The 26451-nt window shown below is 69.4% G+C and carries 24 protein-coding genes and 1 pseudogene; 12 read left to right on the top strand and 13 right to left on the bottom strand.

Annotated features, from left to right (window positions below):
* Nucleotides 1–407 precede the first annotated feature (407 nt).
* The gene (locus tag FHR84_RS03915; protein WP_179534021.1) at nucleotides 408–1106 is read left to right on the top strand and encodes a DedA family protein; all 699 of its coding nucleotides are present in this window, start codon (nucleotides 408–410) and stop codon (nucleotides 1104–1106) included.
* Between the two features lie 184 nt (nucleotides 1107–1290).
* On the opposite strand, the gene FHR84_RS03910 is transcribed toward FHR84_RS03915, so the two are convergent.
* A complete protein-coding gene (locus FHR84_RS03910; protein WP_179534020.1) occupies nucleotides 1291–2040 on the bottom strand; it encodes a class I SAM-dependent methyltransferase in 750 nt (249 codons plus the stop codon).
* Between the two features lie 221 nt (nucleotides 2041–2261).
* Between FHR84_RS03910 and FHR84_RS03905 the strand changes: the two genes are divergently transcribed.
* From FHR84_RS03905 to FHR84_RS03880, 6 genes are all read left to right on the top strand, one after another.
* On the top strand, nucleotides 2262–3428 hold the full coding sequence (locus FHR84_RS03905; protein ID WP_179534019.1) for a histidine kinase: 1167 nt from the start codon (nucleotides 2262–2264) through the stop codon (nucleotides 3426–3428).
* On the top strand, nucleotides 3425–4069 hold the full coding sequence (locus FHR84_RS03900; RefSeq protein WP_179534018.1) for a response regulator: 645 nt from the start codon (nucleotides 3425–3427) through the stop codon (nucleotides 4067–4069). The genes FHR84_RS03905 and FHR84_RS03900 overlap by 4 nt, the downstream gene beginning before the upstream one ends.
* 204 nt (nucleotides 4070–4273) lie before the next feature.
* The gene (locus FHR84_RS03895) at nucleotides 4274–5485 is read left to right on the top strand and encodes a DUF418 domain-containing protein (protein WP_179534017.1); all 1212 of its coding nucleotides are present in this window, start codon (nucleotides 4274–4276) and stop codon (nucleotides 5483–5485) included.
* 96 nt (nucleotides 5486–5581) lie between these two features.
* Nucleotides 5582–5938 carry an ester cyclase gene (locus tag FHR84_RS03890; RefSeq protein ID WP_179534016.1) on the top strand — a complete coding sequence of 119 codons (357 nt, stop codon included), beginning with the start codon at nucleotides 5582–5584 and terminating at the stop codon, nucleotides 5936–5938.
* 279 nt (nucleotides 5939–6217) lie between these two features.
* A complete protein-coding gene (locus FHR84_RS03885) occupies nucleotides 6218–7456 on the top strand; it encodes a phthiocerol/phthiodiolone dimycocerosyl transferase family protein (protein WP_179534015.1) in 1239 nt (412 codons plus the stop codon).
* Nucleotides 7457–7703: 247 nt separating this feature from the next.
* Entirely contained in the window at nucleotides 7704–9155 is a 1452-nt protein-coding gene (locus tag FHR84_RS03880) for a PepSY-associated TM helix domain-containing protein (RefSeq protein ID WP_179534014.1), read from the top strand.
* A gap of 129 nt (nucleotides 9156–9284) precedes the next feature.
* Here FHR84_RS03880 and FHR84_RS03875 read toward each other — a convergent pair whose 3' ends face one another.
* Both FHR84_RS03875 and FHR84_RS03870 read right to left on the bottom strand, forming a co-directional pair.
* Complete coding sequence (locus FHR84_RS03875) at nucleotides 9285–10637, bottom strand: aspartate aminotransferase family protein (protein WP_179534013.1); 1353 nt, start codon at nucleotides 10635–10637, stop codon at nucleotides 9285–9287.
* A 300-nt stretch (nucleotides 10638–10937) separates the two neighbouring features.
* The gene (locus FHR84_RS03870; protein WP_179534012.1) at nucleotides 10938–12449 is read right to left on the bottom strand and encodes a CoA-acylating methylmalonate-semialdehyde dehydrogenase; all 1512 of its coding nucleotides are present in this window, start codon (nucleotides 12447–12449) and stop codon (nucleotides 10938–10940) included.
* A gap of 121 nt (nucleotides 12450–12570) precedes the next feature.
* On the opposite strand from FHR84_RS03870, the gene FHR84_RS03865 reads away from it, so the two are divergent.
* Nucleotides 12571–14229 carry a PucR family transcriptional regulator gene (locus FHR84_RS03865; protein WP_179534011.1) on the top strand — a complete coding sequence of 553 codons (1659 nt, stop codon included), beginning with the start codon at nucleotides 12571–12573 and terminating at the stop codon, nucleotides 14227–14229.
* 433 nt (nucleotides 14230–14662) lie between these two features.
* On the opposite strand, the gene FHR84_RS03860 is transcribed toward FHR84_RS03865, so the two are convergent.
* Both FHR84_RS03860 and FHR84_RS03855 read right to left on the bottom strand, forming a co-directional pair.
* A complete protein-coding gene (locus FHR84_RS03860; protein ID WP_179534010.1) occupies nucleotides 14663–14962 on the bottom strand; it encodes a BTAD domain-containing putative transcriptional regulator in 300 nt (99 codons plus the stop codon).
* Entirely contained in the window at nucleotides 14959–15408 is a 450-nt protein-coding gene (locus FHR84_RS03855) for an AfsR/SARP family transcriptional regulator (protein WP_425489842.1), read from the bottom strand. Before FHR84_RS03855 ends, FHR84_RS03860 begins: the two co-directional genes overlap by 4 nt.
* Before the next feature lie 458 nt (nucleotides 15409–15866).
* Here FHR84_RS03855 and FHR84_RS03850 point away from each other — a divergent pair, with 458 nt between their 5' ends.
* The 4 genes from FHR84_RS03850 (at nucleotide 15867) to FHR84_RS03835 (ending at nucleotide 19635) form a co-directional block, all read left to right on the top strand.
* Nucleotides 15867–16007, top strand: a complete 141-nt coding sequence (locus FHR84_RS03850) for a hypothetical protein (RefSeq protein WP_179534008.1) — start codon at nucleotides 15867–15869, stop codon at nucleotides 16005–16007.
* Nucleotides 16008–16229: 222 nt separating this feature from the next.
* Nucleotides 16230–17489 (top strand): pyridoxal-dependent decarboxylase, encoded by a 1260-nt coding sequence (locus FHR84_RS03845; RefSeq protein WP_179534007.1) that lies wholly within the window; start codon nucleotides 16230–16232, stop codon nucleotides 17487–17489.
* Complete coding sequence (locus FHR84_RS03840) at nucleotides 17486–18199, top strand: CoA transferase (RefSeq protein WP_179534006.1); 714 nt, start codon at nucleotides 17486–17488, stop codon at nucleotides 18197–18199. The genes FHR84_RS03845 and FHR84_RS03840 overlap by 4 nt, the downstream gene beginning before the upstream one ends.
* An 11-nt stretch (nucleotides 18200–18210) precedes the next feature.
* Nucleotides 18211–19635 carry an aldehyde dehydrogenase family protein gene (locus FHR84_RS03835; protein WP_179534005.1) on the top strand — a complete coding sequence of 475 codons (1425 nt, stop codon included), beginning with the start codon at nucleotides 18211–18213 and terminating at the stop codon, nucleotides 19633–19635.
* Between the two features lie 374 nt (nucleotides 19636–20009).
* Here the strand turns inward: FHR84_RS03835 and FHR84_RS23470 are convergent.
* The 8 genes and pseudogenes from FHR84_RS23470 to mbhE all read right to left on the bottom strand — a co-directional run.
* Nucleotides 20010–20187, bottom strand: a pseudogene (locus tag FHR84_RS23470) (IS110 family transposase); the annotation flags it as partial.
* 232 nt (nucleotides 20188–20419) lie between these two features.
* Nucleotides 20420–20770: a monovalent cation/H(+) antiporter subunit G gene (gene mnhG / locus FHR84_RS03825; protein ID WP_179534003.1), complete on the bottom strand. Its 351-nt coding sequence runs from the start codon at nucleotides 20768–20770 to the stop codon at nucleotides 20420–20422.
* The gene (locus tag FHR84_RS03820; protein WP_179534002.1) at nucleotides 20767–21042 is read right to left on the bottom strand and encodes an MrpF/PhaF family protein; all 276 of its coding nucleotides are present in this window, start codon (nucleotides 21040–21042) and stop codon (nucleotides 20767–20769) included. Before FHR84_RS03820 ends, mnhG begins: the two co-directional genes overlap by 4 nt.
* On the bottom strand, nucleotides 21039–21368 hold the full coding sequence (locus tag FHR84_RS03815; protein WP_179534001.1) for a Na+/H+ antiporter subunit E: 330 nt from the start codon (nucleotides 21366–21368) through the stop codon (nucleotides 21039–21041). The genes FHR84_RS03820 and FHR84_RS03815 overlap by 4 nt, the downstream gene beginning before the upstream one ends.
* Nucleotides 21365–22816, bottom strand: coding sequence for a complex I subunit 5 family protein (locus FHR84_RS03810; protein ID WP_179534000.1), 1452 nt, complete (start codon nucleotides 22814–22816; stop codon nucleotides 21365–21367). Before FHR84_RS03810 ends, FHR84_RS03815 begins: the two co-directional genes overlap by 4 nt.
* A complete protein-coding gene (locus FHR84_RS03805) occupies nucleotides 22810–23172 on the bottom strand; it encodes a sodium:proton antiporter (protein ID WP_179533999.1) in 363 nt (120 codons plus the stop codon). The genes FHR84_RS03810 and FHR84_RS03805 overlap by 7 nt, the downstream gene beginning before the upstream one ends.
* The gene (locus FHR84_RS03800; protein ID WP_179533998.1) at nucleotides 23169–23585 is read right to left on the bottom strand and encodes an MnhB domain-containing protein; all 417 of its coding nucleotides are present in this window, start codon (nucleotides 23583–23585) and stop codon (nucleotides 23169–23171) included. Before FHR84_RS03800 ends, FHR84_RS03805 begins: the two co-directional genes overlap by 4 nt.
* Nucleotides 23582–25861 carry a hydrogen gas-evolving membrane-bound hydrogenase subunit E gene (gene mbhE, locus FHR84_RS03795; protein WP_179533997.1) on the bottom strand — a complete coding sequence of 760 codons (2280 nt, stop codon included), beginning with the start codon at nucleotides 25859–25861 and terminating at the stop codon, nucleotides 23582–23584. Before mbhE ends, FHR84_RS03800 begins: the two co-directional genes overlap by 4 nt.
* Nucleotides 25862–26451: the final 590 nt, after the last annotated feature.

The following is a 26451-nucleotide window of genomic DNA, read 5'->3' as shown; positions in this document are numbered from 1 at the left end:
CGATGCGCTATATGTTGAGAACGGCGGGGAGATGACGCCCTTCCGCCCGGCCTCGAATGGCCGCCCTCGAGGCAGGCCGCGCCCACCGCCGGGTTTCGATCCCGGTGCGCGACTCCGATCGCGAGACCGCCGCAGGCACCTCGGGGACAGCGGCGAACGACACGGTGCCTACCGTCGTCGCAGCCATCCCGGAATCCGCGGTGCTGCCGCGCCCGGCGCGGTCCTCGGCGAGCACGCACGGATCCAGCCTCCGGACAGCGGCTCCCCTCGGTGCCCGTACGGCTTTCCTCCTCCACGGGCAGGGACGTCCACGGCCCCTCCTGTCCTGCCTCCGCGTCGGCGGTCTCACACCCCAACGTCACCGACTGGGTACCGTGGGAACGCCGAAACCGTGGCAAGGAGCACGCATGTTCGACCTCGGCGACGGGCTCGCCGTCCTGACCGACCTGCCCGCGCCACTGGTCGTCGCCGTGGCGGGCGCGCTCGCGCTCAGCGAGTGCACGCTCGGCGTGGGGCTGCTCGTGCCCGGGGACAGCGCCCTGTTCCTCGCGGGCGCGACCGCGTCCACCCCGTTCCGGTTCGTGCTCATGACCGCGGTGGTCGCCGGATGCGCCGCCGGAGGCGACCTCATCGGCTACGGCCTGGGACACCGCTTCGGCCCCCGCATGCGCGAAACCCGCCTGATCGCCCGCCTCGGACACCGGCACTGGGACCGCGCCGCCGAGATGCTGCGCCGGCACGGCGGAGGTGCCGTGTTCACGGCACGGTTCCTCCCGCTCGTGCGCACCCTGGCTCCGGCCGCGGCCGGAGCCAGCGGACTGCCCCTCTCCCGCTTCCTACCGGCATCGCTGCTGGGAGCGGTCTGCTGGTCCACACTGCACATCGGCCTCGGCAGCGTCGCCGGAGCCTCGGCCACCTACGTCGAAGACGTGCTCGGCCGGGCCAGCTGGATCCTCTTCGGGCTGGTCCTCGCGCTGCCTGCCGGCACCGCGCTGTGGAAACGCCTCCGGAAACGCTCCACCCCGGACCACAGCGACACCACCACCGAACACTCCCTCCTCCCACGGGAGAAGACGCCCACCCGCGAACCCGACACGCGCGAATAACCGCGCCGGAACCGGGTGACGCGGACGGTCCGCGGCCGAGACGGGCGCGGGGAACGGTTCGAATCCGCTCGTCCTCCGGGAGCACGTCCTTCCCGGGCGGGTGGCCGGGAGAACCACCGCGCCCGTGGGTCACCGGGAAAGCGGGAACGAGGAACCACGGCACCGGAAGCCGTGCCCGCCGCGCTCACGAAGTGGCTTCCCGAACGAACCGGAAGAGATGGGTCACCACCCCGTCCTGCCAGTCGTGCAGATCCCGGATCTCCGGGACGAATCCGTGTTCGAGGGCGTGACCGACGATGCCGCGCAGGTCGGCGGTGGTGGAGGCGACGACGAAGACCTCGCCTCCGGGAGCCAGGATCTCGCGCTCGGCGAGTTGGGCGAAGAACCTCCCCAGTAGCGGCGTGCCTTCGCACACGTTGCGCACGACGTCGGGGTCGTCACTGATGGGCTGGCGCACCGCCGGCGGATTGAACGTGATGACATCGCCCCGGGCCCCTTCGGGAAACCCCTCGAAGACGTCGGCCACCACGGGCACCAAGGCCGATCGCGCCGCGGCACCGACGTGCCGCTCGAAGTGGCGAGCGGCGGCGGCCACGCTGTCGGAATGCACGTCGACGGCGTGAATCTCCCGCGCGCCGACCAGTCCGGCCGCGACGGCCTCGACACCGAGCCCGACTCCCATCGCCACATAGCTGCGGTCGCGCACCTCGATCCTGCCGTCGAGCAGCCGGTCGTAGATCATCCGGCTGGTGTGCCCGGGCAGGAAAACGCCCGGCGGCGCATCGAAGCGCAGCCCGTTCCACTCGTACTCGCGATGGCTGTGCAGGTCGGTCCCGGACTGGTTCAGCGAGACGATCCGTTCGGCGGGCAGCGATTCCGGAAGCGCGTCGAGCAGAGCCCGCCCCTGTGCTGTGTCGTTCACGCGTTCGAACATATTGAAAACGATATTCGTTTCCATTAAATTGTCAACATCGGCCGCCCCACGAAGTCCCCGGCTTCCTCGCCCCCGCTGTCCGAGATGGCGGCGCCGGCCCACGGCCCCGTCGTGACCGGACGGGAACAGCTGATCACCGCTCGGCACCGCCGTGGCGCCGCCCTCCGGGGCACGTGAGCCCGATGCGCGGGACCGACCTCGGCGAGAATTATCGTGGGCGGGTGCGTTTGCTCCAGAAGCGGCGAGTGTGGTTGCGCTGGTGGGGCGGCAAGTTCCGCTCGCTGCTGTTCGACATCGCGGTGGCCGCCCTCGTGGCCGGATCGATCCGCAACACCCTCGCGCCTGCCACCGTGCCGGTCGTGGTCCTCGCCGCGGCGACGGTCCTGGCCTTCGTCGTGCGCCGCCGATTCCCGTGGGCGCCGCTGATCGGATCCGTCGCTCTGTACGTGCTCGGTACGGAGAGCTTCGCCCCGCTGGTGGCGCTCTACACGATGGTCCGGTGGCGCGGGCCGGGCACGCAGTCCTGGATCGCCGTCGGCGTCGTCGCAATCGGGCAGTACATCGGTGCCTACCCGATCGGGACTCCGTACCTGCTGGCGATACCGCTGCTGGCAGTGGGCGTGGCCGCGCTGCTGGGGCTGTGGGTCTACCAGCGCAAACAGCTGCTGGTCACCCTGCGGGAACGCGCCGAGCAGGCCGAACGCGAGCGGGACCTGCTCGCCGAGCGGGCCGTGACCGCCGAGCGGCGGCGCATCGCCCGCGAGATGCACGACGTGGTCGCCCACCGGGTCAGCGTGATCTCGGTGCAGGCGGGCGGGCTCACGGTGGCCGCACCGGACGAGCGCACCGGCGAGCTGGCCGAAACCATCCGCAGCACCAGCGTCACGGCGCTGAACGAGCTGCGCAGCATGCTGCGGGTGCTGCGCGACGACACCTCCGAGACCACGGAGCGGTCGAGCGCGGAACTGGGCACCGACCCCACCGTGGGCAGCATCGCCCCGCTGGTCCGCGAGAACGTGGAAACAGGCGCCAACATCCACCTGGACATGCCCGAAGCGCTGCCGGGAACCTCCGGTGAGGTGGGCCGGGCCGCCTACCGCGTGGTGCAGGAAGCGCTGACCAACGCGGCCAAGCACGCCCCGCACGCCGAGGTGCACGTCGAGATCACCACCGCCGACGAGCAGCTCGTGGTGACCGTGTTCAACCGAGGCAGAGGCAACAGCGGCACCGGCACCGACACCGTCCCCGGATCCGGCTACGGGCTGCTCGGCATGCGCGAACGCGTCACCCTGGCCGGTGGCACACTGCACACCGGCCCGACCGAGGACGGCGGGTACCGTGTACGGGCGGTCTTCCCCCTTCACACGGACGAGGTGGCAGCGGCTTGAGTGTCAAGGTGATCCTGCTCGAGGACGAGGACCTCGTGCGCGGGGGCATCAGGATGATCCTGGACGCCGATCCCGACATCGAGGTCGTAGCCGAGGACGGCGACGGAGCCAACGCCACGGAACTCGTGACCAAGCACCGCCCGGACGTGGTGCTGACCGACATCCAGATGCCCGTCGTCGGCGGCCTGGAAGTCACCCGCCGCCTCACCGCCCTGCCCGACGCCCCGGCCGTGGCCCTGCTGACCACGTTCGACCTCGACGAGTACGTCCACGCGGCCCTGCGCGACGGCGCGGCCGGTTTCCTGCTCAAGGACACACCACCGCGCGAGCTCGCCAGCGCCGTCCACGTCGTGGCGGGCGGCGAGGCGATGCTGTCCCCCCGGATCACCACGAAACTGCTGTCCACCTTCGCGGGCAACTCCAACGCCCACGCGGCCCAAGCCCGGACCGCGGAACTCACCGCCCGCGAACGCGAGGTCGCCGTGGCCGTGGCCCAGGGGTTGAACAACGCCGAGATCGCGAGCAAGCTCTACATGAGCCAGTCCACCGTCAAGGTCCACCTCGGCCGGATCATGACCAAACTCGACGCCGCCAACCGCACCCAGGTCGCCATCACCACCCACGACGCCGGACTGATCTGACCCGCGCACGCGCGTCGTGGCAGGAGGCACGGCCGATCGCTCCCCGCCCCCGGGCAACTTCCGAACCGCGAGCACGACGCGACACGGAAAAGTACCCCTCCCCGGGGCCACCACACCGAATCGGCCGGACGTTGCCACAAAGTCGTAGGCGGGAATGATCTTTCGGTCGATCCCCGCCCGCGGCCGCCGGGGGAGCATCGTGGCATGAGCGAAGCACCCGCCGCCTCCACGACGAAACCCCCGTCCGCACCGTCACCTCCCGCACCGAACACCGGCAGGTTGATCGGTCTGGACGTCGCCCGCGGCCTCGCCGTGCTCGGAATGTTCGCCGCGCACGCGGGCCCCACCGGCTGGCTGTACACGCTCGCGTCCGGGCGTTCCGCCGCGTTGTTCGCCGTGCTGGCCGGCGTGTCGCTCGCGCTGCTCAGCGGTGGTTCCCAGCCGGTGACCGGCAGGAACCGCACCGCCACCGCCGCGCGGATCGCGGTGCGCGCGGCGGTGCTGTTCGTGATCGGGCTGGTGCTGACCACCCTGAACGTGCCCGCTATGGTCATCCTGGCCTTCTACGGCGTGCTGTTCGTGCTGTCCATCCCGGTGCTGCGGCTGCGCACCACGGCACTGGCGACCCTGGCCGCCGTGTTCGCCGTGGCGGGCCCGATCGCCTCGTTCCTGATCCGCAGCACCACGCCCCCGAGGAAGATAATCGGCTACACCCCCGGCCTCGCCGACTTCACCTCCCTCGACGGGCTCGCCCACGCCTTCCGGGCCCTCCTGCTCACCGGCGCCTACCCGGTGCTGACCTGGATCCCGTTCCTGCTGGCCGGGATGGCGCTGGGCAGGCTCGACCTGCGCGCGGTGCGCGGCAGGCTGGTGGGCATCGGAGCGGCCCTGGGACTGCTCGGCTACGGCACCTCGTGGCTGGCCTTGAACGTGTTCGGCGGCTTCGAGCGGATCCTGGCGCTGCACGAACAGTTCACCCCCGAACTGGTCAGGATGGTGCTGAGGTCGAATTACGGAGTCGTGCCCACCGAGGACCCGATCTACCTGCTCACCGCGGGGGCGCACAGCGGAACACCGTTCGAGGTCATCGGCGCCACCGGAGTCGCCACCGCCGTCATCGGACTGTGCCTGCTCGCCGAACCGCTCCGCGGTGCGCTGACCCCGCTGGCCTCCGTCGGGGCCCTGGCCCTGACCGCCTACGTCGGCCACCTCCTCGTGCTCAAGGCGCTCGGCCCGGACCACCCCACCCAGCTGCTGGAACAGCACCCCTACGTTCCGCTGGTGCTGCTCGTCCTCGCGACACTCGCGCTCACCACGGCGTGGCGTCTCCTGCTCGGACGCGGCCCGCTGGAATGGGGTCTGCACCACCTCTCCAGCGGCCCGGCGAAGTTGATCCGACGCGGCGGAAACAACTGAACGAATCCCGTCCCCGGACCGTTCCGGGGCTCGGATCCACCACGTCATCAAGATCGAACGTGGTGCCGTGGTGACCACGTGTGCTGGACTGGGAACATGACCTCGCCGACACCGTCCGAGCTCTACCGCCGCTGGCTGGACGAGTTGTGGAACGGTTCCCCCGGAAGCGCCCACGAGCTGGTCACGCCGGACTTCGTGGGCCACTGGCCCGACCGCGACGTCAGGGGTCCGGAGGAGCTGGCCGCGGTGATCGGGCAGACCCACGAGATGTTCACCGCGATCACGTTCACCCTGGAGGTCGGGCCGATGGTCGACGGGAACCTGGTCGCGGGCCGCTGGATCGGACACGGGCACGCCGCGAACGGTGCGACGACCTTCGTCGGCAACGACATCCTGCGTGTCCACGACGGACGTTTCACCGAGTACTGGAACGCGACCTCGGTCCGCTCGTGACGTCACTGTGCTCGCGGCCCGCTCAGGTCAACTCGCTGTTCCCGGGGATGCTGGTCGTGAGTGTCGTGCGCAACGAGCGGACATAGCTACTCCGCAGTAACACGGTCGGTGCACCCGGGTCTGACCGGCACGGACCGCTCAGTGCGCGAGGCAACCGCACATCGGGTGAGCACGAGGGCTCATCACCGGTGTAGTACACGAAAAGTGGTTGTCGGATCACACACGAGTTGACAGCCTCCACCCCTCAAAAACACCAAAGGTGAGCTCTGTGGAGACCCCATGGCCGATACCGCCGAGCGCCCCCTAGCCGGGACCGAGGAGACTCACGCCCGATACGGCACCCCCACCGTCGTGTCCTACCACGTGAACGGGCCCCTCGATCGAGACCTGCTGGACACGGCTGTCCGCCTACTACCTCGACACCATCCGGTACTGACAGCTCACATCAGCCACCCCCCGCGCGGGCCGATGCTGCGGGCCACGAACCGCCCCGCCCCAGCACTCGACGTCAACCTCGACACCGATCAAGCAACACGGCTCTTCACCGACGAAGAGCCACTCTTTCGTCCCACACTACAACCGCACGGCCCCACCCAGCACACGCTGTACCTAGCGGTGCACCATGCGGTCAGTGACGGCGCCAGTGTCCTCGCCCTGCACCGTCTCCTGTGGAACATCTACACACACCTGGTCACAGGAGAAACCTGGACACCACCAGAACCCGACCACGTACTGCCGGACCCGATAGAACCCCGATTCACCACCAACATCACCGAGAAGCACCTTTCCGACTACATCAGCCGCACCAGTTCTCCCCAACCCGGCACAGAAATCCCACCCGACACCGACACTGCCGAAAACGGACTGCACCACCATCATCTGACCATCCCTCCGAACGAAGCGGCGACGCTCACCAACACCGCACGAAAACACGGGCTCGGTACCAACGCCCTTCTTTTCGGTGCCCTCGCCGCAGCAGCGCGCCACCACATCACTCCCCACCACCGGCCGCTTCCGGTGACCTACCCGCTGCCCATCGATCTGCGCCCCTTCACCGAACCACCCACCCCCGACGACCACATGTGCGCCGCAATCGCCACCACCTATCCCCAAGTACACGCGACCATCCGTGACACCCCCGCGGAACTCGGAAAAAGCCTCTGGGACAGCGTCTCCGCCACCATCGCCAACAACGAGTTCCGCTACGAACTCGCCGGCTTCAGCGACCTGTGGAAACGCCACCAACAGCACCGCCCCACACTGCTCATCAGCAGCCTCCTCGGCCGCTGCCGCTCTCTGCCCCTCCCCGACGAACTCTCGACCGCCGAACCAAGCTTTCCCGTGGAACCCCCCACGACCTGCCCAGCAGTCGGCATCGGCAACGCCCCCGACGGAACGATCGGCTTGGACGTGCTCCACCGACGCCGTCACTACACCAGGGAACACGCCCGGCGTTTCGCCCACACCGTCCGAGAACACGTACAAAACGCCACAGCGGAGGCCCAGGAGGAGTTGTGAGCACCACGACAACCGGCCTCTCCCGACATCGCCGCTCACACGACTTGTCGCGCTCCACCCCGCGGATTCGAGCGACCGCCCGTCCCGCGCTCCACATCAACGCACGGACACCACCAATGTTCGAACGAGGGCTACGAGCCGGTGATCCGCAGCACAAGATCCTTCCCCCCGGGAACCGGGCCGTGCCCGCGAGCGACTCGCTCAGCAACGAGCAGCACGGCGAGCCGCAGCAGGCGGGAGACGGGCGATGGCAGGCGAGCACGGCGGCGGAGTCGCCGCGGAGGAAGCAGGCACGGACCCGGCCTCCGGACTTCGGAGGGGACGGCCGAGGGGCGCGGGGCGAGCGGCGCTGCGGCCACTGCTGTGGCGGCTGCACTTCCTCGGCGGTGTGCTGGCCGCACCGATCGTGCTGTCGCTGGCGATCACCGGAATCCTGTTCGCCTGGAACCCGCAGATCGAGCAGGCCCTGCACGGCAAGGCGCTCACCGCGGTCGCCGACGGCCCGGCCCGGCCGTTGAGCCAGCAGGTGGCCGCCGCGACCGCCACCCACCCCGACTGGACCGTCTCGACGGTCACCCCGGCTGCCCCGCGAGCCCCGGGCGGGGAGCAGACCACCGGAGTGACACTGACCCCACCGGAAACCGAGCCGGACAGGTTCGACCAACCCCGCGGGGTCACGACCGTCTACGTCGACCCGGCCTCGGCGAGGGTGACCGGGTCGATCGTCGAGGCCAACCGTCCCGACGAGTGGTTGCGCAACCTGCACTCCAGCTGGCGGTTGGGAACGGTGGCCACACCGCTCACCGAGCTCGCGGCCAGCTGGGTGCTGGTGTCGCTGCTGACCGGGCTGTACCTGTGGTGGCCGCGCAGCCGAAGGGCCCTGCGGCGTGCCTTCCGGTTCCGCCGCCCCGGACGGACCCGCTGGCGCTCGCTCCACGGCACGCTGGGAGCGGTGGCCTCCGCCGGACTGGCCCTGCTGGTCGTCACCGGGCTGACCTGGACCGAGTACGCCGGTTCGTGGGTCGATCTCGCCAAGTCCCGGTTCCGGTCGGACGCTCCCGCGGTGTCCACACAGCTGGCGGCCACACCGGCGGCCGGAGGAGACCCGGCCGAGCGGACCGGTCCGCATCCGGGCACACCCGATCCGCTCACCGGCATCGACCGGGTCGCGACCACGGCCGAAGAGGCCGGACTGCACGGGGTGATCGAGCTCGAACCCCCGAAACAACCCGGCCGGGCGTGGACAGCAGGCGTCGACGACAACCGGTGGCCCGTCACCGCCACCAGCCTGGCCGTCGACCCCGGCAGCGGTGAGGTCACCGACCGGGTGGACTGGGACGACTACCCGCTGCCGGCCAAGGCCACCACGCTGGGGATCGACTTCCACCAGGCCCAGCTGTTCGGCGCGGTCAACCGAATCGGGCTGACCGTCCTGGCCGCCGCGCTGATCGTGCTCGTGCTCGCCGGATACCGCACCTGGTGGCTGCGCCGCCCCTCCGGAGGACTCGGCGTGCCGCCCCGAATGGGGCCGTTGCTGCGCACCGCTCCCCTGCCGCTGCTGCTCGGATTCGGCGTGCTCGTGATGGCCCTGCCCGTGCTCGGTGCGTCCTTCCTGATCCACCTCATGCTGGAGCGGTTGGTCCGCACCCTGCGCGGGCCGAACCGGCGCACACGCACCGCGACGGGCACGGGCGAGTGAGGGGTCCGGCTGCCCGCTGTTGTCCCAGTTTTAGGTAAAACTGGGGGTTTTCCACACCCGCAGGACAGACGCGAAGCACCACGCCCCGCCCCCGTTGAAGTGGGCCCGGAAGTTGGACTCGGTATTTAATTAGCCGTGCTGTTCGGCCAGGGTCCGATCGACCGTGTCGAGGGCCCCGTCGAGAACGGCCAACCCCTCGCGGGCCTGCTGGGCGGTGATCGTGCAGGGCGGCACGACGTGAACACGGTGGTACGTGGTGGGGATCAGCAACCCGGCCTCGGCGCACTCCGCCACGAGCCGCTTCATCACCGGACCGGACCCGCCGTACGGCGCCGCGGGCTCCTTCGTCGCACGATCGGTGACCAGCTCCAGCGCCCAGAACACCCCGAGACCACGCACGTCCCCGATGCTCGGGTGCCGCTCGGCGAGCTCCCGCAACCCCGGACCGAGCACCTCCGCGCCGACGGTCGCGGCGTTGTCCACGATGCCCTCCTCGTCCATCGCCGTGATGGTGGCCACCGCCGCGGCGCAGGCGAGCGGGTGCCCGGAGTAGGTGAGCCCACCGGGATAGGCGCGGTGGTCGAACGTGGACGCGATCGCCTCGTTGACGGCCACCCCGCCCAGCGGGACGTAGCCGGAGTTGACCCCCTTGGCGAAGGCGATCAGGTCCGGGGTCACGCCGTAGTGCTCCACGGCGAACCACGCGCCGGTGCGTCCGAAACCGGCCATGACCTCGTCGGCGATGTAGACGATGCCGTAGCGGTCGCACAACTCGCGCACACCCCGCAGGTAACCGGGCGGCGGAGGCATGATGCCCGCCGTGCCGGGAACCGTCTCGAGCACGAGCGCGGCGACGGTCTCCGGCCCCTCCAGCTCGATCACCTGCTCGAGGTGCTCGAGCGCCCTCCGGCACTCCTCGCTCTCGTCACGGGAGTGGAACGGCGAGCGGTAGGGATGAGGTCCGAAGAAGTGGACCGTGCCCGCTCCCGACTGCTCGTTGGGCCAACGCCGGGGATCGCCGGTGAGGTTGATCGCCGTCGTGGTCGCACCGTGGTACGAGCGGTACCGCGAGAGCACCTTGTGCCGCCCGGTGTGCGACCGCGCCATCCGGACGGCGTTCTCGACGGCTTCCGCTCCCCCGTTGGTGAAGAAGATCTTGTCCAACCCCTCCGGGGTGCGCTCGGCGATCAACCGCGCGGCCCGGCTGCGCGGCTCCGTGGCGCAGGCAGGCGAGATCGTGCACAGCTGCTCGGCCTGCTCGCGGACGGCCTGGACGACGGCCGGGTGCTGGTGGCCGATGTTGGTGTTGACCAGCTGACTGGTGAAGTCGAGGTAGCAGCGCCCGTCGGCGTCCCAGACGTGGACGCCCTCCGCGCGCTCGACGACCATCGGGTCCACATCGGCCTGGGCCGACCACGAGTGCAGCACGTGGGCCCTGTCGAGCTCGTAGGTCCCGGCGGACGAAGACGAGGCAAGTGACATGGGGAAACCTTCCAAAAGAGAGTGCGCGAACTGGTCCGCTTGACGGGTTCACTGGGGAACCTCGGCTCACGGGGCTTTTCCCGCGCGGATTTGCGGTGAGAGCCAGGCTTCTTTCGGCGCGGACAGCGCCGAAACACCCGTCCACGCAGTCGGCACCGCCGCGGGTTCTCAGTCGAGTGCCCGGCGAGGACAGCCCCGACGTTGTGTAGGTCGCTACCCGATGTCGGGGCACCCGCAGCCGGGCGCCGACTGAGGTTCCGCCACCAGCACCACCACGCAAAACGGGACGACAAACCTCAATCACGTGTTCTGCGGGAAACCGAGATCGACCCGCTGCTGCTCGGGCTCGGGCCAGCGCGTGGTGACGGCCTTGCCGCGGGTGAAGAAGTGCACCCCCTCCGTGCCGTAGGCGTGCGTGTCACCGAACAGCGAGGCCTTCCAACCGCCGAAGGAGTAGTAGGCCACGGGCACGGGGATCGGCACGTTGATACCGACCATGCCGACCTCCACCTCGCGCTGGAAGTGCCGCGCGGTACGGCCGTCGTTGGTGAACAGCGCGACCCCGTTGCCGTAGGGGTTGGCGTTGATCAGCTCGAGCGCCTCGTCGTAGGAGGGCACCCGCAGCACCGACAGCACCGGACCGAAGATCTCGTCGGTGTAGACCGACATCTCCGGAGTGACGTGGTCGAACAGGGTGGGCCCGAGCCAGAACCCCTCGCCGGAGCCCTCCGGGGTGACCTCGCGCCCGTCCACGACGAGCTCCGCCCCCTCCTCGACACCGGACCGCACGTAGTCGGCGACCCGGTCACGGTGCTCGCCGGTGACCAGCGGCCCCATGTCGGTGCCCCGCCTGCCGTCACCGACGCGGAGCCCACCGACCTTCTCCCGCACCTTGGCCACGAGCTCGTCGGCGACCGGGTCGATCGCCACGAGAGCGCTGACGGCCATGCACCGCTCCCCCGCGGAACCGAACCCGGCGTTGACCGCCGCGTCGGCCGCCTGGTCGAGATCGGCATCGGGCAGCACGAGCATGTGGTTCTTGGCCCCGCCGAGCGCCTGGACCCGCTTACCGTGCGCGGTCGCCGTCTCGTGGACGTGGCGTGCGATCGGCGTGGACCCGACGAACGAGACGGCCTTGATGTCGGAGTGCCTCAGCAGCCCGTCGACCGCGTCCCCCTCGCCGTGCAGCACGTTGAACACCCCCGGCGGAAGACCGGCCTCGGCCCACAGCTCGGCCAACCAGTTCGCCGCGGACGGATCCTTCTCGCTCGGCTTGAGCACCACGGTGTTGCCCGCCGCGATCGCCAGCGGGAAGAACCACATCGGCACCATGGCCGGGAAGTTGAACGGGCTGACCACGGCCACCGGCCCCAGCGGCTGGCGCAGCGAGTGCACGTCCACCCCGGTGGAGGCGTTGTCGGTCATCTCGCCCTTGAGCAGGTGCCCCAGCCCGCAGGCGAACTCCACCACCTCCAACCCGCGGGAGATCTCGCCGAGCGCGTCGTCGAGCACCTTGCCGTGCTCGGCGGTGATGATCTCGGCCAGCTCGCCCTTGCGCTCGGCGAGCAGCTCGCGGAAGCGGAAGAGGACCTGCGTGCGCCGGGTCAGGGAGGTGTCGCGCCAACCGGGGAAAGCCGCCCGCGCCGCCTCCACGGCCGCGTCCACATCGGCGGAATCGGCCAGCCGCACGTGCAGTCGCCACCGACCGGTCGCCGGGTCGACGACTTCGCCGGTCCGCGCGGCGGATCCCTCCCACGGCTCGTTGCCCACCCAGTGCGGCAAGGTGTGCGGGACGGAGGACTCGGAAGTCATGGGGCTCCTCACTCGTCGACGGTGCTCACCTCATCCTCGGGCGCACCGCACCCCACCGGCAATTGACGACCTGTCAGCCAACTCCACTCCTTCTTGACAACTCGTCAGTAGAATCACGGGCATGGTGCGGCAACTGACCGTCAGCGACATCGTGGCCCTGCCCCTCGTCCAGGACGCTGTCCCCGAACTCGTCTCGCCCGCCACCGCCGACCGCCCCGTGCGCTGGGTTCACGTCAGCGAACTGGAAGACCTATCGGCACTGCTCAAGGGCGGCGAGCTGATCCTGACCACCGGCATCGGCATCGGCCGCACCGACGAGGAGCAACGCGACTACCTGCGCAACCTCGACCGCGCCGGGGCCGCGGGGCTGGTCATCGAGCTCGGACGCCAGTTCGACCAACCTCCGCGGGCCCTCGTGCGGACCGCGGGTGAACTGGAGCTCCCGCTCGTGGTGCTGCACCGCCCGCTGCGGTTCGTCGCGCTCACCGAGGCGGTGCACGCACGCATCGTCGACGAGCAGGTCGAGCGGCTGAGCTTCTCCGAACGGGTGCACCGGACCTTCTCGGAGCTCGCCGTCGAAACCACCGGTGCCGAGGAGATCCTGCACCAGGGGCAACTCCTGGCCGGCGCACCGCTCGTGCTGGAGGACCTCGGGCACCGCGTGATCTCCTACGAACTCGGCGACGCCTCGGCCGCCCAGGTACTCGACCAGTGGGAGCGACGCTCCCGCGCCGCAGGCGACGGGGTCAGCACGCCCCTCGGCAACGAACGCTGGATCGCTTCGCTGGTGGGCCCTCGGCGCACCCCGTGGGGCCGGCTCGTCCTCCTCGGCGGCACACTGGACGACGACGCGGCGCGCACCCTGCTCGAACGAGCGGCCCAGGCTCTCACCGTCGCCCGCCTGGTCGAACGCGAACGGCGCGGGGAGGAGCACCGCACGCACGCCGGACTCCTGGCCGAACTGCTGACCGGACGAGCGATCGACGGGCCCGATCTGCGCACCCGCGCCTCCGCCGCCGGGCTCACCGCCACCGGCCCCTACCTCCCGCTCACGCTGGTCCCCACCCGCGACCAGCCCGACGGGACCCGCCCCGCGACCGGGACCGAGCCGGGCAGCGACCCGAGCGCCCGGGTGCGCGACATCGTCGCCGCCCAGCTGCGCGACACGGGCCGACCTGGGCTGGTCGCCTCCACCCGGCCGGGCACCGTCACAGCCGTGCTCGGCCCGACCTCCGAGAACGAGCACCAGCTCCTGGAGCGACTCGCCCCGGCGGTGCACGAACGGATCGCCGCCGAGGGTGACGGAACAACCTGGGTGATCGGAGTCGGACGCCGCGCGAGCACGCTCGCGGGCATCGGACCGCTGATCGACGAATCCGGGCACGCCGCGGAAGTCGCGGCCGTGCAACAGCCGCGCGGCCCGGGGAGCCGCTCCTTCCACCGCAGCGCCGACGTGCGGCTGCGCGGCGTGCTCTCGCTGCTCCGCGACGACCCCCGGCTGGTGGCGTTCGCCGAGGCGGAACTCGGTCCACTGCTGGCCCACGACGCGAAGCACCGCACCGAGCTCGCCGAACTGCTCGGCGAGTTCCTGCGTCACGGCGGCAACAAGACGGAACTGGCCAGACGCTCCCACCTCAGCCGACCGGCGCTGTACAACCGGCTCGCCACGATCGAGTCCGTGCTCGACGTGGACCTGGCCGACGCGGAGTCCCGGGTGTCCCTGCACGTCGCCGCGCTGCTGCGCGAACTCCGCGGCACGCAGAGCGGCATCCGGGGTTAAGCTCCTGCTCGACGAATCGACGAGCGTGCTTCCCGAAAACCAGAGCGAATCGGATCTCCGCTTCCCACCGAAGCCGGAGCGGCGTTCGCGTTGCACGCTGGCAGGGCGGCATTTCCCCTCGCCCGGCCGAACACTCCTACCGCGGAACGACCGCTTTCGCGCGGTCACCGTGTAGCCGCGCTCTCCCGAAGCTCCGCCTCCGGTCCAGCCGAACTGCACGAGACCTTCGCCGACCGCTTTTACCGCGAAAGCATCGACATCACCGATCTCTCGGCAGTCGACACGTTTCTCCCACGCGCCGCGGACCGCCTCGGACCACCAGAGGTGCTAACCAACAAAACCTCAGTGGCTCAGGACTCCCTGCTCGTGCAGACAGGTCCGAGCGCATCCAGCCCATCATCGCCACCAACGTCACAGCCCCTGCCCGCAACGGCTACTCACTACTGTACGGAGGCCACTGAGGAATCACTCGCGGATCGTCGGCGAGCGCGCCGTGGAACGCGTCGTCGAGATCGCGGGACGGCTCGATACCGGCCTCGGAGACCACGTGCTCCCAGGAGGAGCGGAAGACACGAACCGCTTCGGCGCGCCGCCCCGACCTGCCGAGAGCAGTGATCAGTTGAGTGCAGAGACGTTCACGCAGCGGGAATTCGGCGGTGAGTGCCCTGAGCTCACCGATGATCCGGTCGTGACGGCCAAGCGTGATGTCGAGGTCGACGAGCTGCTCGATCACCGCGAGACGGTCCTCTTCGGCCTGCTCGGCCACGGACCCTGAGCCGCAGGCTGTGGTCGCGCACGTCGACCAGCGCGGGCCCATTCCAATGCGCGCGCTTCGCGGAGCTTCTCCGCGGCCGTCCGCGGCTCGCTCCGAACGAGGTGCCGGGCCTGCTGCCAGCAGGTGGAGAACACCTCGAGGTCCAGTTCGCCAGGCTCCAGGGACAGCGACAGGCCAGGTCCGGCGGTGGTGATCCGCAGCTCACGGCCAGGCTCACCGGACTCCAGCTGTCGACGCAATCGCACCAGGTGGACTTGCAGCGCGTTGGCCGGATCGGCAGGCAGCCCGTCCGGCCAGATCTCCGCGTAGAGCTCGTGGAAGGGGAGCACCCTTCCCGCATTGACCAACAGCATCGCCAGCAAGGTTCGACGCCGGACCCCCTCACTTCGGCGCCGGAGTCGCACGAATCGATCCGGATCGGGCCGAGAACGCCAAAACGAGTCATACGAGTTCTCCCCGCGGTGCCGACGTCGGAAATCGTGACCATGAGCGGATCGCGCAGAGGTTTACTTCCCGGGAAAGCAGTCACGTGCATATTCGCCCTTCGAGTGACTCACCGGGAGTGCCCGGAGAACTCGACACTGGACGATCCCACCGTAAAAAGAAGACAACGGGAAAGTAGCCGCCATGTGGTGGTCACATCCTGTTTCCCTCCACCGCCCCAAGAATGATCTCCTCGTGCCCGTCCACCGATTTCCGCGCTGAATCGGCACTGAGATTCCTGGACGGTGCACTGCTGTCCGGAACATTCCACTACGCTGAGTCCAGTTCACCCACGACTCGATCACACGACCGGCCTTCGGATCCTCCCTGGAAGGGTGACGAGACCGAGGCGCCCCGTTCCCGAGTGACGCTACGAACGATGCTGATTGGTCGTTCCCAGAGCAGCGAGCGAACCACGCAAGGTGGCTACCTGCTGATAACGAAGCTCCTTCCCGTTGAACACGATGAATTCTACTTCACCGAACTGGCCGAACGCTTGGCAGCGCGACTCGCAGTGTGAACCTTTCCGACCACGGACGGCCGCCACCTTCTCGAGATTCCCGCAACCATTCCTGGTGACTGATTCGACGTCACTGTGACGTCAGCGCCGTGTCAGCGCGTCCACCTAGTTTTTCTGGCAGCACGCCGAGGCTGCGGATATTTGCCCATCGAGGGCAGATGCGGGCCGGTACGCAGCGAACGCTGATCGCGACGCCGAGCAGAAATACGAGGTCGGAGAACGATGCCCGGCACAGGCCCCGTGGACGTCGATTTCCTGGAAGCACCATGCTCTCAGGAAACCGCCGAGGAGGTGATCAGGGACGTCACTCGCAGCGACATCCCACCGTCCCGGAACCTCGGTACGTTCGTGTCCCCCGAGTGCGACCCGCACATCGACACACTGGTCCGGCGCTGGTCGAGGCACAACCTGATCAACCGCGCCGAATATCCCGGCGTGACGATCCTCGAACACCGGTGCCTGGCCATGCTGCGGCACTTGTGGCACGGGTCCGCTGACACCGGCGGGTGCGCCACGACGGGATCCAGCGAGGCCGCCGTCATCGCCGCGGCCGAGCTGCTTCGCCGATGGCGCAAGCAGAACCACGATCAGCAGCCGAACCTCGTGCTCGGCCCCACCGCGCACACGTGCTGGCTGCGCTTCTGCATGTTCTGGAACGTCGAGCCGCGCCTTCTTCCGCCACGGCAGGGTGAGCCCATCAGTGATCCCGCCGCCGTGGCAAGCAGCTGCGATGCCGGAACGATCGGCGCGGTGGCTACCCTCGGTTCTCCCGAGTTCGGTCTGTACGACCCGGTCCACGAGGTCAGCACGGCGCTCGACGAGCTGCACGCGCGCACGGGACTGGATATTCCGCTGCACGTCGATGCCGCTTCCGGTGGGTTCGTGGCTCCGTTCCTCCAGCCGGAATTCCCATGGGATTTCCGGCTCGATCGCGTCGTGTCGATCAACGCATCCGGGCACAAGTACGGCCTGACCCGACCGAGCGTGGGGTGGCTGCTGTGGCGCACCAGTTGGTCCACTATGGACGAACTGGCACTTGCGGCGCCCTACATCGGAACGGGAGCACCGGAGCCGACGTTGTCGTTCTCCCGCCCATCGGCGCCGGTCGTGGAGCAGTACCTGCAGCTGATCCGCCGAGGCCGCTCCGGTTATCGTGCCACGCACCTGCGTTCCCGGGACATCGCCGAACGCGTGGCAAGGCAGCTCGCGGAGCAACCGGACATCGAAGTGCTCAGCGGCGGGAGTGACCTGCCGGTCGTCACATTCACGGCAGGTTCACCGGCCAGTGCGGCGGTTACCGACCTCACGACGTCACTGGCTGACAAGGGGTGGCACATCCCGGTGTACCAGTCGCGGACCCCGACGCACCCGACCACTGGGCGCATCGTCGTTCGTTCCGACATGTCCTCGGATCTCGTCGACGAGCTCACCACGGACATCGCACGTGCGTCGCACACGTTCGCCGCGAAGGGAGAGTCATGACCCGAGTACTCGAACTGGGCTCCTACGTCCTGCCCGCCTACGCCGGAATGATCTTGGCCGAGCAGGGCTACGAGGTCACCAAGTGGACCAATCCGGCCGGACACCCGGATCCCATCCAAGGACTGCACCGCGGCGACGAATTGTGGTCCTGGATCAACCACGACAAGAACCTGCGTCCCGCGCACGCCCGTGAAGTCATCGATCTGTCACCCGGGGACGTCGACATGGTCATCGACAACTTCCGCAGCTCGGCCTGGCAGAGGTGGGGTCTCGACCCCGCGACGGAGGCCGCCCGGTTGCGGGTGCCTTGGGTGTCCATGCGGGACGAGTTCGACGAGCGGTCGTTCGACGCCGTCGCCCAAGCGCGGGCGGTGCTGGAGCACGGCTCGTACCAGCCATATTACCTCGGTGATACCTCCGGGGGGCTGTGGCTGGCCTACAAGGCCGTAGTGCTGTCACATCAGGCCACCAGCGGCCACCACGTCCTCCGCCAGGCGTCCTGCCTGGCCAAGCTCGTCGAAGGGGAGCTCGTGGTCCCCGCAGCTCGCTCCGACGGCCAACCGGCGTGGGACCCGCCGGGTACCTACGGCAGCCACGGTGACGGTGTCCGGGTCATTTACCGCGGCGAACCGGTCACCGAACCGGCCCGGGACCACGCATGGAAGCTGACGCACCTGCACCACGACGGAACCGGCCGCATCGTTATTTGAGGAGCAGCGCGATGGATCGCCACCCGAACTTCATCAACGGGCGATGGTCCCCGACCGCGACGGATTCGTACTCCCCGTTGATCGATCCGTGTACCGGTGACCAGTTCGCCGAGGCCGCTCGTTCCGGGAGCGCCGACATCGACGGCGCTTTTGCCGCGGCGGCAGCGGCGTTTCCGACTTGGGCGGCGTACAGCCCGTGGGAACGTCAGCGCGTACTGCTCGCCGTGGCCGACAGAGTTGAGGGCAACGCTGGCCGGCTCGCCGGGATCGAGTCCGCCAACACGGGCAAGCCACGGGAAACCACACGAGTGGAGGAGATCGGGGTCGCCGTCGACGTGTTCCGCTTCTTCGCGGGCGCGATCCGGTCGGCACTGGCCCCGGCGGCCGGTGAGTACATGGCTGACCACACCTCGTACGTCCGCCGCGAACCGATCGGCGTGTGCGCGCACATGGTGCCGTTCAACTACCCGCTTCTCATGGCGGTGTGGAAACTCGCGCCCGCCCTCGCGGCGGGTAACACTGTCGTACTCAAACCGTCCCGCAACACACCGCTGAGCGTGCTGGCTTTCGCCGACCTCACCGCCGATCTCCTGCCTCCGGGGACGGTCAACGTGGTCTGCGGTGATCGACACGCCACCGCGGACATCACCCGCCACCGGACGGCTCAGCACGTCTCCGCAACGGCCGCCACCGACTCGGGGCTCGCGATCGCCACCTCGGCACTGACCAGTGTCAAGCGGTTGCATCTGGGACTGGGCGGGAAATCCCCCGCTATCGTCTTCGGCGACGCCGACGTTCCGCGCGCCGCGAGGCACATCGCACACGCCGCGTACTTCAACGGCGGTCAGGACTGCACGGCGGCCACGCGGATCCTCGTCGATTCCACCGCGCACGACGACTTCATCGCGGAACTGACCAACCAGGCCACATCCCTGGTCACCACCGGTCCTGACGACGACGTGGCAGCGTTCTACGGTCCGCTGAACAACCAGAACCAGATCGATCGGATCGGCCGAGCACTCGACGCGCTCCCCGACCACGCCGAGGTAACCACAGGTGGAAAACCGCTCAACCGTCCCGGTTTCTTCCACCCGCCCACGATCGTCACCAATGTCACCAACGAGGACGCGATCGTGCGGGACGAGCTGTTCGGCCCGGTGGTCACGGTCGAACGGTTCTCCGCCGACCAAGACGTGATCTCCACGGCCAACGCGGCGGACTACGGCTTGGCCGCATCCGTACACACCCGGGTCCACCGCACCGCGATGCGCGCCTCCAGCGAATTGGACTACGGCTGCGTGTGGGTCAACACCCACCTCCCGCTGCCCGCCGAAATGCCCCACGGCGGATTCAAGCAATCCGGTTTCGGCAAGGACCTCTCCCTCTACGGACTCGACGAATACACCCGGATCAAACACGTCATGCACCTGGTCTAGCCAGATACCCCCATGACGCTCGGGGCCGTCAGGTAGGTTCGGCTCTGTTCAAGGTCGCGCGACCAGTGGGGCGGTCTGGTGCTCGGGGCCAGTCCGGCACAGACGGTCAGATGCCCTGGGACGGTGAAGGCCGAATCGTCGCCGACTTCGAGCAGGAGGTGGGCGGTGGTCGGCATCACCGATGCCGGGCATCGACGTTGGGACTTCGGAAAGAGGACGGGCCTTCAGCAACGTATCGAACTCACCCGCGGTGGTCGTGTGTTGGGACAGTACGATTTTCAGGGTCTCGGTCGCTTTCCGGTAGCACTGTTTCCGCAGTTCGGGTGCCCGCTACGGAGACGGTCTGCTCGTTACCATCAGCACGGGCCGCCGGCTGGTAGCGCCCCGACCGAGTCAGGGGTGATCGACCACGACCAGCACCTGACCACGCTGGGCCAATCGATCGAAGACCTCACGCTGACCGGCCTCGGTGTTAGGCGGAACTGCGTCGTGGACCCGTGTTCCTTCGCTGCTCAGGCCGATGACGTGATGCTCGCCCTTACCGACGTCCACCCCGCAGAACTTGTCGTCCCCGGAGACTCCCCCACCACCCCGAGACGGATCAGGCTGCGGACGCCGACCCCCGGAACCGGCGTCTCGACCCGTTGTTCAGCGGCGAGTCGGTGGTCACGCCCCGCGCTGAGCGCCAGCACCGGAACGAGACAGGTGTCACGAGTCCCTCCCCAGAGGTTCACACGACCGTGCTCCCGGGAGCGGTGCGGCGGACACACCTCCGGCCAAGCGCTCAAGCCCGTCCGTCCGAATGTTCGCCGCCCGGGGGCTCGAAGTGCTCGACGGCTTCGTCGACCCGCAGCTCCCTTCCGGGCTCGGTGCGGTAGGCGGCCCGCCCGATGAGATGCCCGGACACCGGGGCCACCAGCCAGTAGAAGACCACGACGATCACGGCCTTCACCGCGATATCCACAGCGGGCAGGGCGAGCACCGCCCCGATCAGCGAGAGCGCGAGTCCGAGCGTGCTGGCCTTGGTCACCGCCTGCAGCCGGGAGAGCGGGTCGGACAGCCGTACCAACCCCACGGCGGCGATCAGGCACAGCAGCGCGCCGAGGGTCGCGACGACCGTGCCCGCCCAGATCATTCCGAATCCTCCTCACCCGTGTGGGTGCGCTGGATCAGATAGGCCAGCGCGGCCGTGGTGACGAACTGGAGCAGCGCGACCACGACCGCGACGGTGAGCACGTGCGTGGACTCGAGCCGCACGGCGAGCAGCCCCAACCCGGCGAGCAGCACGACGAAGGCGAGCTCGGCGGCGATCACCCGGTCGGCGGGCGACGGTCCCCACGCGACACGCCCCAACGCGAGCGCGAACCCGATCGCGAGCACGGCCAGCGGCAGATCCACCGGTGTCATCCCACCGCCTCCAGGAGCAGACGCTGCATCTTGCGGAGATCGTCCCGGCGGTCCTCCAACGGGCGGGTCGCGAGCACGTGGACGTACATGCTGCTCCGATCCTCGGCCACGTCGAGCGTGAGCGTGCCGGGCGTCAGCGAGATCAGGTTCGCGAGCGTGGTGATCAACCACGGATTGCCGGTTTCCAGCTCGAGGGCGAGCACCGCGGCATCGACCGTTCCCGGAGTGACCACTGTGCGGGTCACCTCGAAGTTGGCACGTACGAGTTGGCCCGCGAAGGTCAGCACCAGCGCCGCCAGCCGTGGAACACGTCGCAGCGGAGTCATGACCCGAGCACCTGCCGTGCGTACGCGGCGGGGTCGACGAGCACCTCCGCCGATCCTTCGGCGACCGTGAGCAGCCATCCGGGAACGATCCCGACCACCAGGGCGGCCACGGCGACCGCCACGGCGGGAGCGACGCACGCCGACAGCCGTGCGGAGCTCGTCCCGCTGCCGGGCTCGGTGTCCCCCCGCCCGCTCACATGCCACCACAGCGGCAGCAGGGCCGCGAGCGTCGCCGCGGAGGCCACCAGGACCGCGACGGCCACCACGACCGAGCCCGCGTCGAAGGCGGCTTCCACGAGCAACGCCTTGCCGACGAAACCGGCCAGTGGCGGAATCCCCACCAGCGACGACGCGAGCAGCGCGAAACCGGTCAAAGCCACCGCCCGCACCCCTCCCGCGGGTACGGGGGAATCACCGAGCGGACGATAGGCCAGAATGGCGGCTGCCTTGATGACCACGTCCTGCAGGACGAAGAACACCCCCGCGGTCACGGCGGCAACGGTTCCCAGACCGAAACCGGCGGCCATGAACCCGACCTGAGTCACGATCAGCAACCCGAGAACCCGCCCGTGCTGTTTCGCCGCCACGGCCGCCACCGACGCGAGCAGCAGGGTCGCCACGGCGACGACGAGAACACCGCTCCGCAGGACGGCCGAACCGTCGAAGGCCAGCAGCACCACCCGGTACAGCGCTGCCACACCGACGGTGGTCAGCGTGCCCGCGAACAACGCCATCGTGGTGCGCTGGGCAGCGGGATAACCAACGGCGAGCCAGCCGGAGAACGGCAGCAGACCGGCCTTGAGCGTGAAGGCCAGCACCACCAGCACTGCCCCCGGCATGGCCCCGGACTCGACCACCGGCTGCTGGGCCAGCTGCGCCAGGTTCACGGTGCCCGTCGCGGCGAAAACACCGGCGATCCCGGTCAGCAGCAGCATCGTCCCGATCAAGTTGACCGTGACGTAGACGCTGGCCGCGTGCAACCGGGGCAGTCCGCCGAGCAGGACCAGCAGCACGTAGCTGCCGATGAGCACCACCTCGAAGAACACGAAGAGGTTGAACAGGTCACCGGCGATGAAGCTGCCGGAGGCCCCACCGATCAGCACCAACATCAACGGCTGCAGGAAGGGCGAGTGATCGTCACCGGTCATGGCCATCGTCGCGGTGACCACCGCCGCCAGCAGTCCGATGGCCGCCACGAGCGCCGCTCCGAACGGATCGGCCGTCAACGCGATGCCGGTCAGGGAACTCTCGCCCCCCACGACCGTGGACACGACCCCCGAGGACAACGACTCGACGACGAGCAGCACCCCCGCGGCGATCACCACCACGAGCGCCGCGATGGTGACCGCACGCTGGACGCCGTTCCAGCGTCGCCCGAGCGCCGCGAACGCCGCCGCGGCCAGCGGCGCGATCAGCGGGCTCAACAGCAGCAGCTGGGTACTCACCATGATGCGTGGTCCCCTCCTTCCCGAGGGGTGTCGCCGACCGCGCTGCTGTTCCGGTCGGCCGGTCCGGCCGCGCGGGCCTCCCGCACGTACCGCAGCGTGAGCGCCAGCAGGAATATCACCGATGCGAAACCGATCACGATCGCGGTGAGCACGAACGCCTGCCCGAGCGGGTCCTGCGGCACGGTCGCGGGCAGGATCGGCGCCTCCTCCCGCTGGGGCGAGCGCGCGGTGACCAGCAGGAGGTTGACCGCGTGCTGCAGCAGCAGGAAACCGATCACCACGCGGACGAGACTTCCGTGGAGCAGCAGGTAGATCCCCGCCGCGGCGAGCGCTCCGGTCGCGATCGCGGCGCTCATCGCTCTCCCCCGAGTTCGTGAATGACGGCCACCACGATGCCCAACACGGTCAGCGCGATCCCCAGTTCGAACAGCAGCGTCGAGGGCACCGCCACCTCACCGAGAACGGGAAGTCGCAGATGCAGCTCAGCCGAGGCGAAGAACCCGCCTCCCCACAGGTATCCCGCGAAACCGTAGAGAATCATCAGCAGTATCCCGGCACCGACGACATCACCGGTTCCGCGGTCGAGGAGCCGTTCGACGGATTTCGCCCCGATCGTGATGTGGCGGAACACGGCGGCGATCCCGATCACCACGGCGGCGAGGAACCCACCGCCCAGCGTGAAATGGCCCCGCAGATACAGCAGGACTCCCAGCACCACGGCCAGCGGAGTGATCACGCGGGCGGCGATCCGGCTGATCAGCGTGTTCATGACCGCCCCCTCCGCGTGCGCAGCACGGCGACGACGCCGATCGCGGCCACCGCGATCACCGCGGTCTCGCCGAGCGTGTCCAGCGCGCGGTAGTGACTCAGGATCTCGGTGACCACGTTTCCGGTACTCGAGGAACGCGCTTCGGCGAGATAGGACTCGGACGCCGGTGGCGGGGACGCGTCGCGCTGGAACAGCGACAAGCCCGCGAACGTGACGCCCCCGGCGAGGGCAACGCCCGCGGCCCACGCCCGACGGGGCCACTGCACGTCGACGTACCTGCGTGGCAGGTGCCGGAGGACGAACAACGCCAGTATCACCGTCAGACCGTCGACGACGAGCTGCACGGCCGCGAGTTGCGGCGCGCCGAGCAGGACGTACCACGCCGCGACCAGAAACCCCACCGCGGCCAACGTCGCGAACGCCGTCAGCCAGTTCTTCGTCACCGCGACGGCCACGGCGGCGACCGCGATCAGCACCGAAACCCCCCAACGCGGTGCCGCCTCCCCCGCGGGACCGATCGTCGCGGGAAACGCGAGCAGCGCCGCCCACACCACCACGGAGGAAACCAGGAACACGATCGTCAAGTGGGTCGCCGGTGCCGGGCTCACGAGGATCCGCTCGACGGGACGCCCACAGGCCCGCAGGAGACGTCCGAAGGCGTCGAGCGCCCGGGAACCGATCTCGTCCGGCAGCAACCGCCACCAGCCCCGTACCCGCCACAGCACGAACAGCACCCCGCCTGCGCCGAAGATCCCCAGCGAGACGAGGAACGCCGGAGTGACCCCGTGCCACAGGGCGGGCGAGGTGGCGGGAGGTGCTCCCGCCGCGACCTCGGCGGCGGCGTCCGTCAACGGCGTGAGCACCGTGGTGGCCGTCCCCAGCCAGACCGTCACCACGGCCAACGCGGCAGGCCACAACGCCATCGGCCACTCCGACGCGCCGGGCGGCTGGAGCTCCCCGGGACGAGTGCGTGCCCCGCGCCGGAACGGGGCGCTCGCGAGACGAACGCTGTAGGCGACCGTGAGCGCCTGCGCCGCCACGATGCAGGCCAGCACCGCGAAGCGCAGCACGTCGGGAGGGTGCAGCGCCCCCTTGAGCGCCGCTTCCTTGCCGACGTAGCCCAACGCCGGCGGCAGACCGGCCATCGACAAGCACGCCAACACCATCGCGCCGGTGGTCAGCGGCAACCGACGATCCGATCCGGCGAGTTCGGGCAGTGCCCGCGAGCCCACCGCGTGGTCGTAAGCCCCGGCGCACAAGAACAGCGCGCTCTTGTACGTGGCGTGCGCCAGGAAGTAGACGACAGCACCGGTGATCGCGTCCCGGGTGCCGATGCCGACCAGCGCCATCATGAAACCGAGCTGACTGATCGTCGAGAACGCCAGCAGCTCCTTCATGTCGCCGCGGCGCACGGCCGCCGCCGCGGCGAACAGCGCGGTGACCGCCCCGAGCGCGGCGACAGCCGCCCCGACAGCCGGTTGAGTACCGATCGGTTCCGCGAAGCGCAGCAGCAGGTAGAGCCCCGCCGTCACCATCGCCGCGGCGTGCAGGTAGGCGCTGACCGGGGTGGGGGCCACCATCGCGGTCGGCAGCCACACGTGGAACGGCACCTGCACCGATTTCACCGCGGCGGCGACGACCAGCAGCACCAGGAACGGCACCAGCGGCTCCCCGGACCAGCGGGCCGGATCGGTGAGCTCGGTCAGCGCCACGGTGTTCAACCAGGCCCCGGCCAGCAGGATCGCGGCCAGCAGCGCCAGCCCACCGACGAACGTGATCAGCAGGGCGCGCGTCGCGGCGCGGCGTCCGGCCCGCACCGACGCGATGAGCAAGTAGGAGGTCAGGGTCGTGATCTCCCACCCGACGTACAGCACGAGCGCGTCCCCGGCGAGCACCAGCAGCGTCATCGCCGCCGCGAATCCCGCCAGCGCACCGTAGTAGCGCGCCGGATCGGTCTCCCCGCCGTGGAGATACCGTGGCGAATAGGCCAGCACCACCGCACCCACGAAGGTGACCACCAGGGCGAAGACGAGGCCCAACGCGTCGAGCCGCAGGCTCCACTGTGCTCCCAGCGCCGGGATCCACGCCCCCGCCACCGTGATCGGGTCCTCGAGCGCGTCCCCGAGCAGAGTCAGCAGCAGGACCCCGGCACCCGCGGAGAGCACGGCCAGCGGATATCCGGCGCCCACACCGAACCGGCGGGCGAGCGGCACGGCGCCGAGCGTCGCCACCAGCAGCACACCCGGAACGGCGAGCAGCAGCGCTTCAGCCCGCACGACACGAAACACCGTCGGGCGTGCCGCGGACACCGAGGAGCTCTCGGGGCGGAAGCTCCGGCGGAACGGCCCGCGGGACGGTTAAGCGCGCACTCCTCGGCGACGAGGCGATGTCGGCACCGGCGTCGAGGCACGTGTGGCGCGCCGGCCCGGTGGAAGGCACCGGCTCGACCCCGTACCGGCCAAACGCCTCGCAGGACACTCCACACGATGTGCGCGCAACCTCCTCGACCATGACCCGTCCGTACCCGGGCCGTGATGTTTCCAAACCCGGGGTCCGGACGGGAACGTGATCAGCGGGACGACCAGGTTCACGTGCCGGCGTCGTAGTCCTGGACCACCAGCACGAGCAGCCCCGGTGCGGCGGCGACCAACGGGGTGCCGGTGCAGAAGCCGTCGTCGCCGGAGGGCATCAGGCCGGGTCGGCCGCCTGGGTCCGACGAGGCCGATCGCAGGAAACGGCACGCGGCCGGGTACGGCATCGGTCGCCTCGAGCACCACGGGCCAGCCCCGTCCCGTACGACGAACTCGCCGTCCGCTGCGCGGCGGCGGTGCCAGGTCGCAGTCCTCGACGAGCGGCACCCTCACCA

The sequence above is a fragment of the Actinopolyspora biskrensis genome, assembly GCF_013408175.1.
Taxonomy (GTDB): domain Bacteria; phylum Actinomycetota; class Actinomycetes; order Mycobacteriales; family Pseudonocardiaceae; genus Actinopolyspora; species Actinopolyspora biskrensis.
Note: the sequence above shows the minus strand (reverse complement) of the source record. Positions and strands in the feature narration are given on the sequence as shown.

What these genes read in the sequence shown, in the direction of transcription:
- FHR84_RS03915 (WP_179534021.1), top strand. Translation starts at nt 408, where the DNA reads ATGTTCGACCTCGGCGACGGGCTCGCCGTCCTGACCGACCTGCCCGCG.
- FHR84_RS03910 (WP_179534020.1), bottom strand. Translation starts at nt 2,040, where the DNA reads ATGTTCGAACGCGTGAACGACACAGCACAGGGGCGGGCTCTGCTCGAC.
- FHR84_RS03895 (WP_179534017.1), top strand. Translation starts at nt 4,274, where the DNA reads ATGAGCGAAGCACCCGCCGCCTCCACGACGAAACCCCCGTCCGCACCG.
- FHR84_RS03890 (WP_179534016.1), top strand. Translation starts at nt 5,582, where the DNA reads ATGACCTCGCCGACACCGTCCGAGCTCTACCGCCGCTGGCTGGACGAG.
- FHR84_RS03885 (WP_179534015.1), top strand. Translation starts at nt 6,218, where the DNA reads ATGGCCGATACCGCCGAGCGCCCCCTAGCCGGGACCGAGGAGACTCAC.
- FHR84_RS03880 (WP_179534014.1), top strand. Translation starts at nt 7,704, where the DNA reads ATGGCAGGCGAGCACGGCGGCGGAGTCGCCGCGGAGGAAGCAGGCACG.
- FHR84_RS03875 (WP_179534013.1), bottom strand. Translation starts at nt 10,637, where the DNA reads ATGTCACTTGCCTCGTCTTCGTCCGCCGGGACCTACGAGCTCGACAGG.
- FHR84_RS03870 (WP_179534012.1), bottom strand. Translation starts at nt 12,449, where the DNA reads ATGACTTCCGAGTCCTCCGTCCCGCACACCTTGCCGCACTGGGTGGGC.
- FHR84_RS03865 (WP_179534011.1), top strand. Translation starts at nt 12,571, where the DNA reads ATGGTGCGGCAACTGACCGTCAGCGACATCGTGGCCCTGCCCCTCGTC.
- FHR84_RS03850 (WP_179534008.1), top strand. Translation starts at nt 15,867, where the DNA reads ATGCTGATTGGTCGTTCCCAGAGCAGCGAGCGAACCACGCAAGGTGGC.
- FHR84_RS03845 (WP_179534007.1), top strand. Translation starts at nt 16,230, where the DNA reads ATGCCCGGCACAGGCCCCGTGGACGTCGATTTCCTGGAAGCACCATGC.
- FHR84_RS03840 (WP_179534006.1), top strand. Translation starts at nt 17,486, where the DNA reads ATGACCCGAGTACTCGAACTGGGCTCCTACGTCCTGCCCGCCTACGCC.
- FHR84_RS03835 (WP_179534005.1), top strand. Translation starts at nt 18,211, where the DNA reads ATGGATCGCCACCCGAACTTCATCAACGGGCGATGGTCCCCGACCGCG.
- mnhG (WP_179534003.1), bottom strand. Translation starts at nt 20,770, where the DNA reads ATGATCTGGGCGGGCACGGTCGTCGCGACCCTCGGCGCGCTGCTGTGC.
- FHR84_RS03820 (WP_179534002.1), bottom strand. Translation starts at nt 21,042, where the DNA reads ATGACACCGGTGGATCTGCCGCTGGCCGTGCTCGCGATCGGGTTCGCG.
- FHR84_RS03815 (WP_179534001.1), bottom strand. Translation starts at nt 21,368, where the DNA reads ATGACTCCGCTGCGACGTGTTCCACGGCTGGCGGCGCTGGTGCTGACC.
- FHR84_RS03810 (WP_179534000.1), bottom strand. Translation starts at nt 22,816, where the DNA reads ATGGTGAGTACCCAGCTGCTGCTGTTGAGCCCGCTGATCGCGCCGCTG.
- FHR84_RS03805 (WP_179533999.1), bottom strand. Translation starts at nt 23,172, where the DNA reads ATGAGCGCCGCGATCGCGACCGGAGCGCTCGCCGCGGCGGGGATCTAC.
- FHR84_RS03800 (WP_179533998.1), bottom strand. Translation starts at nt 23,585, where the DNA reads ATGAACACGCTGATCAGCCGGATCGCCGCCCGCGTGATCACTCCGCTG.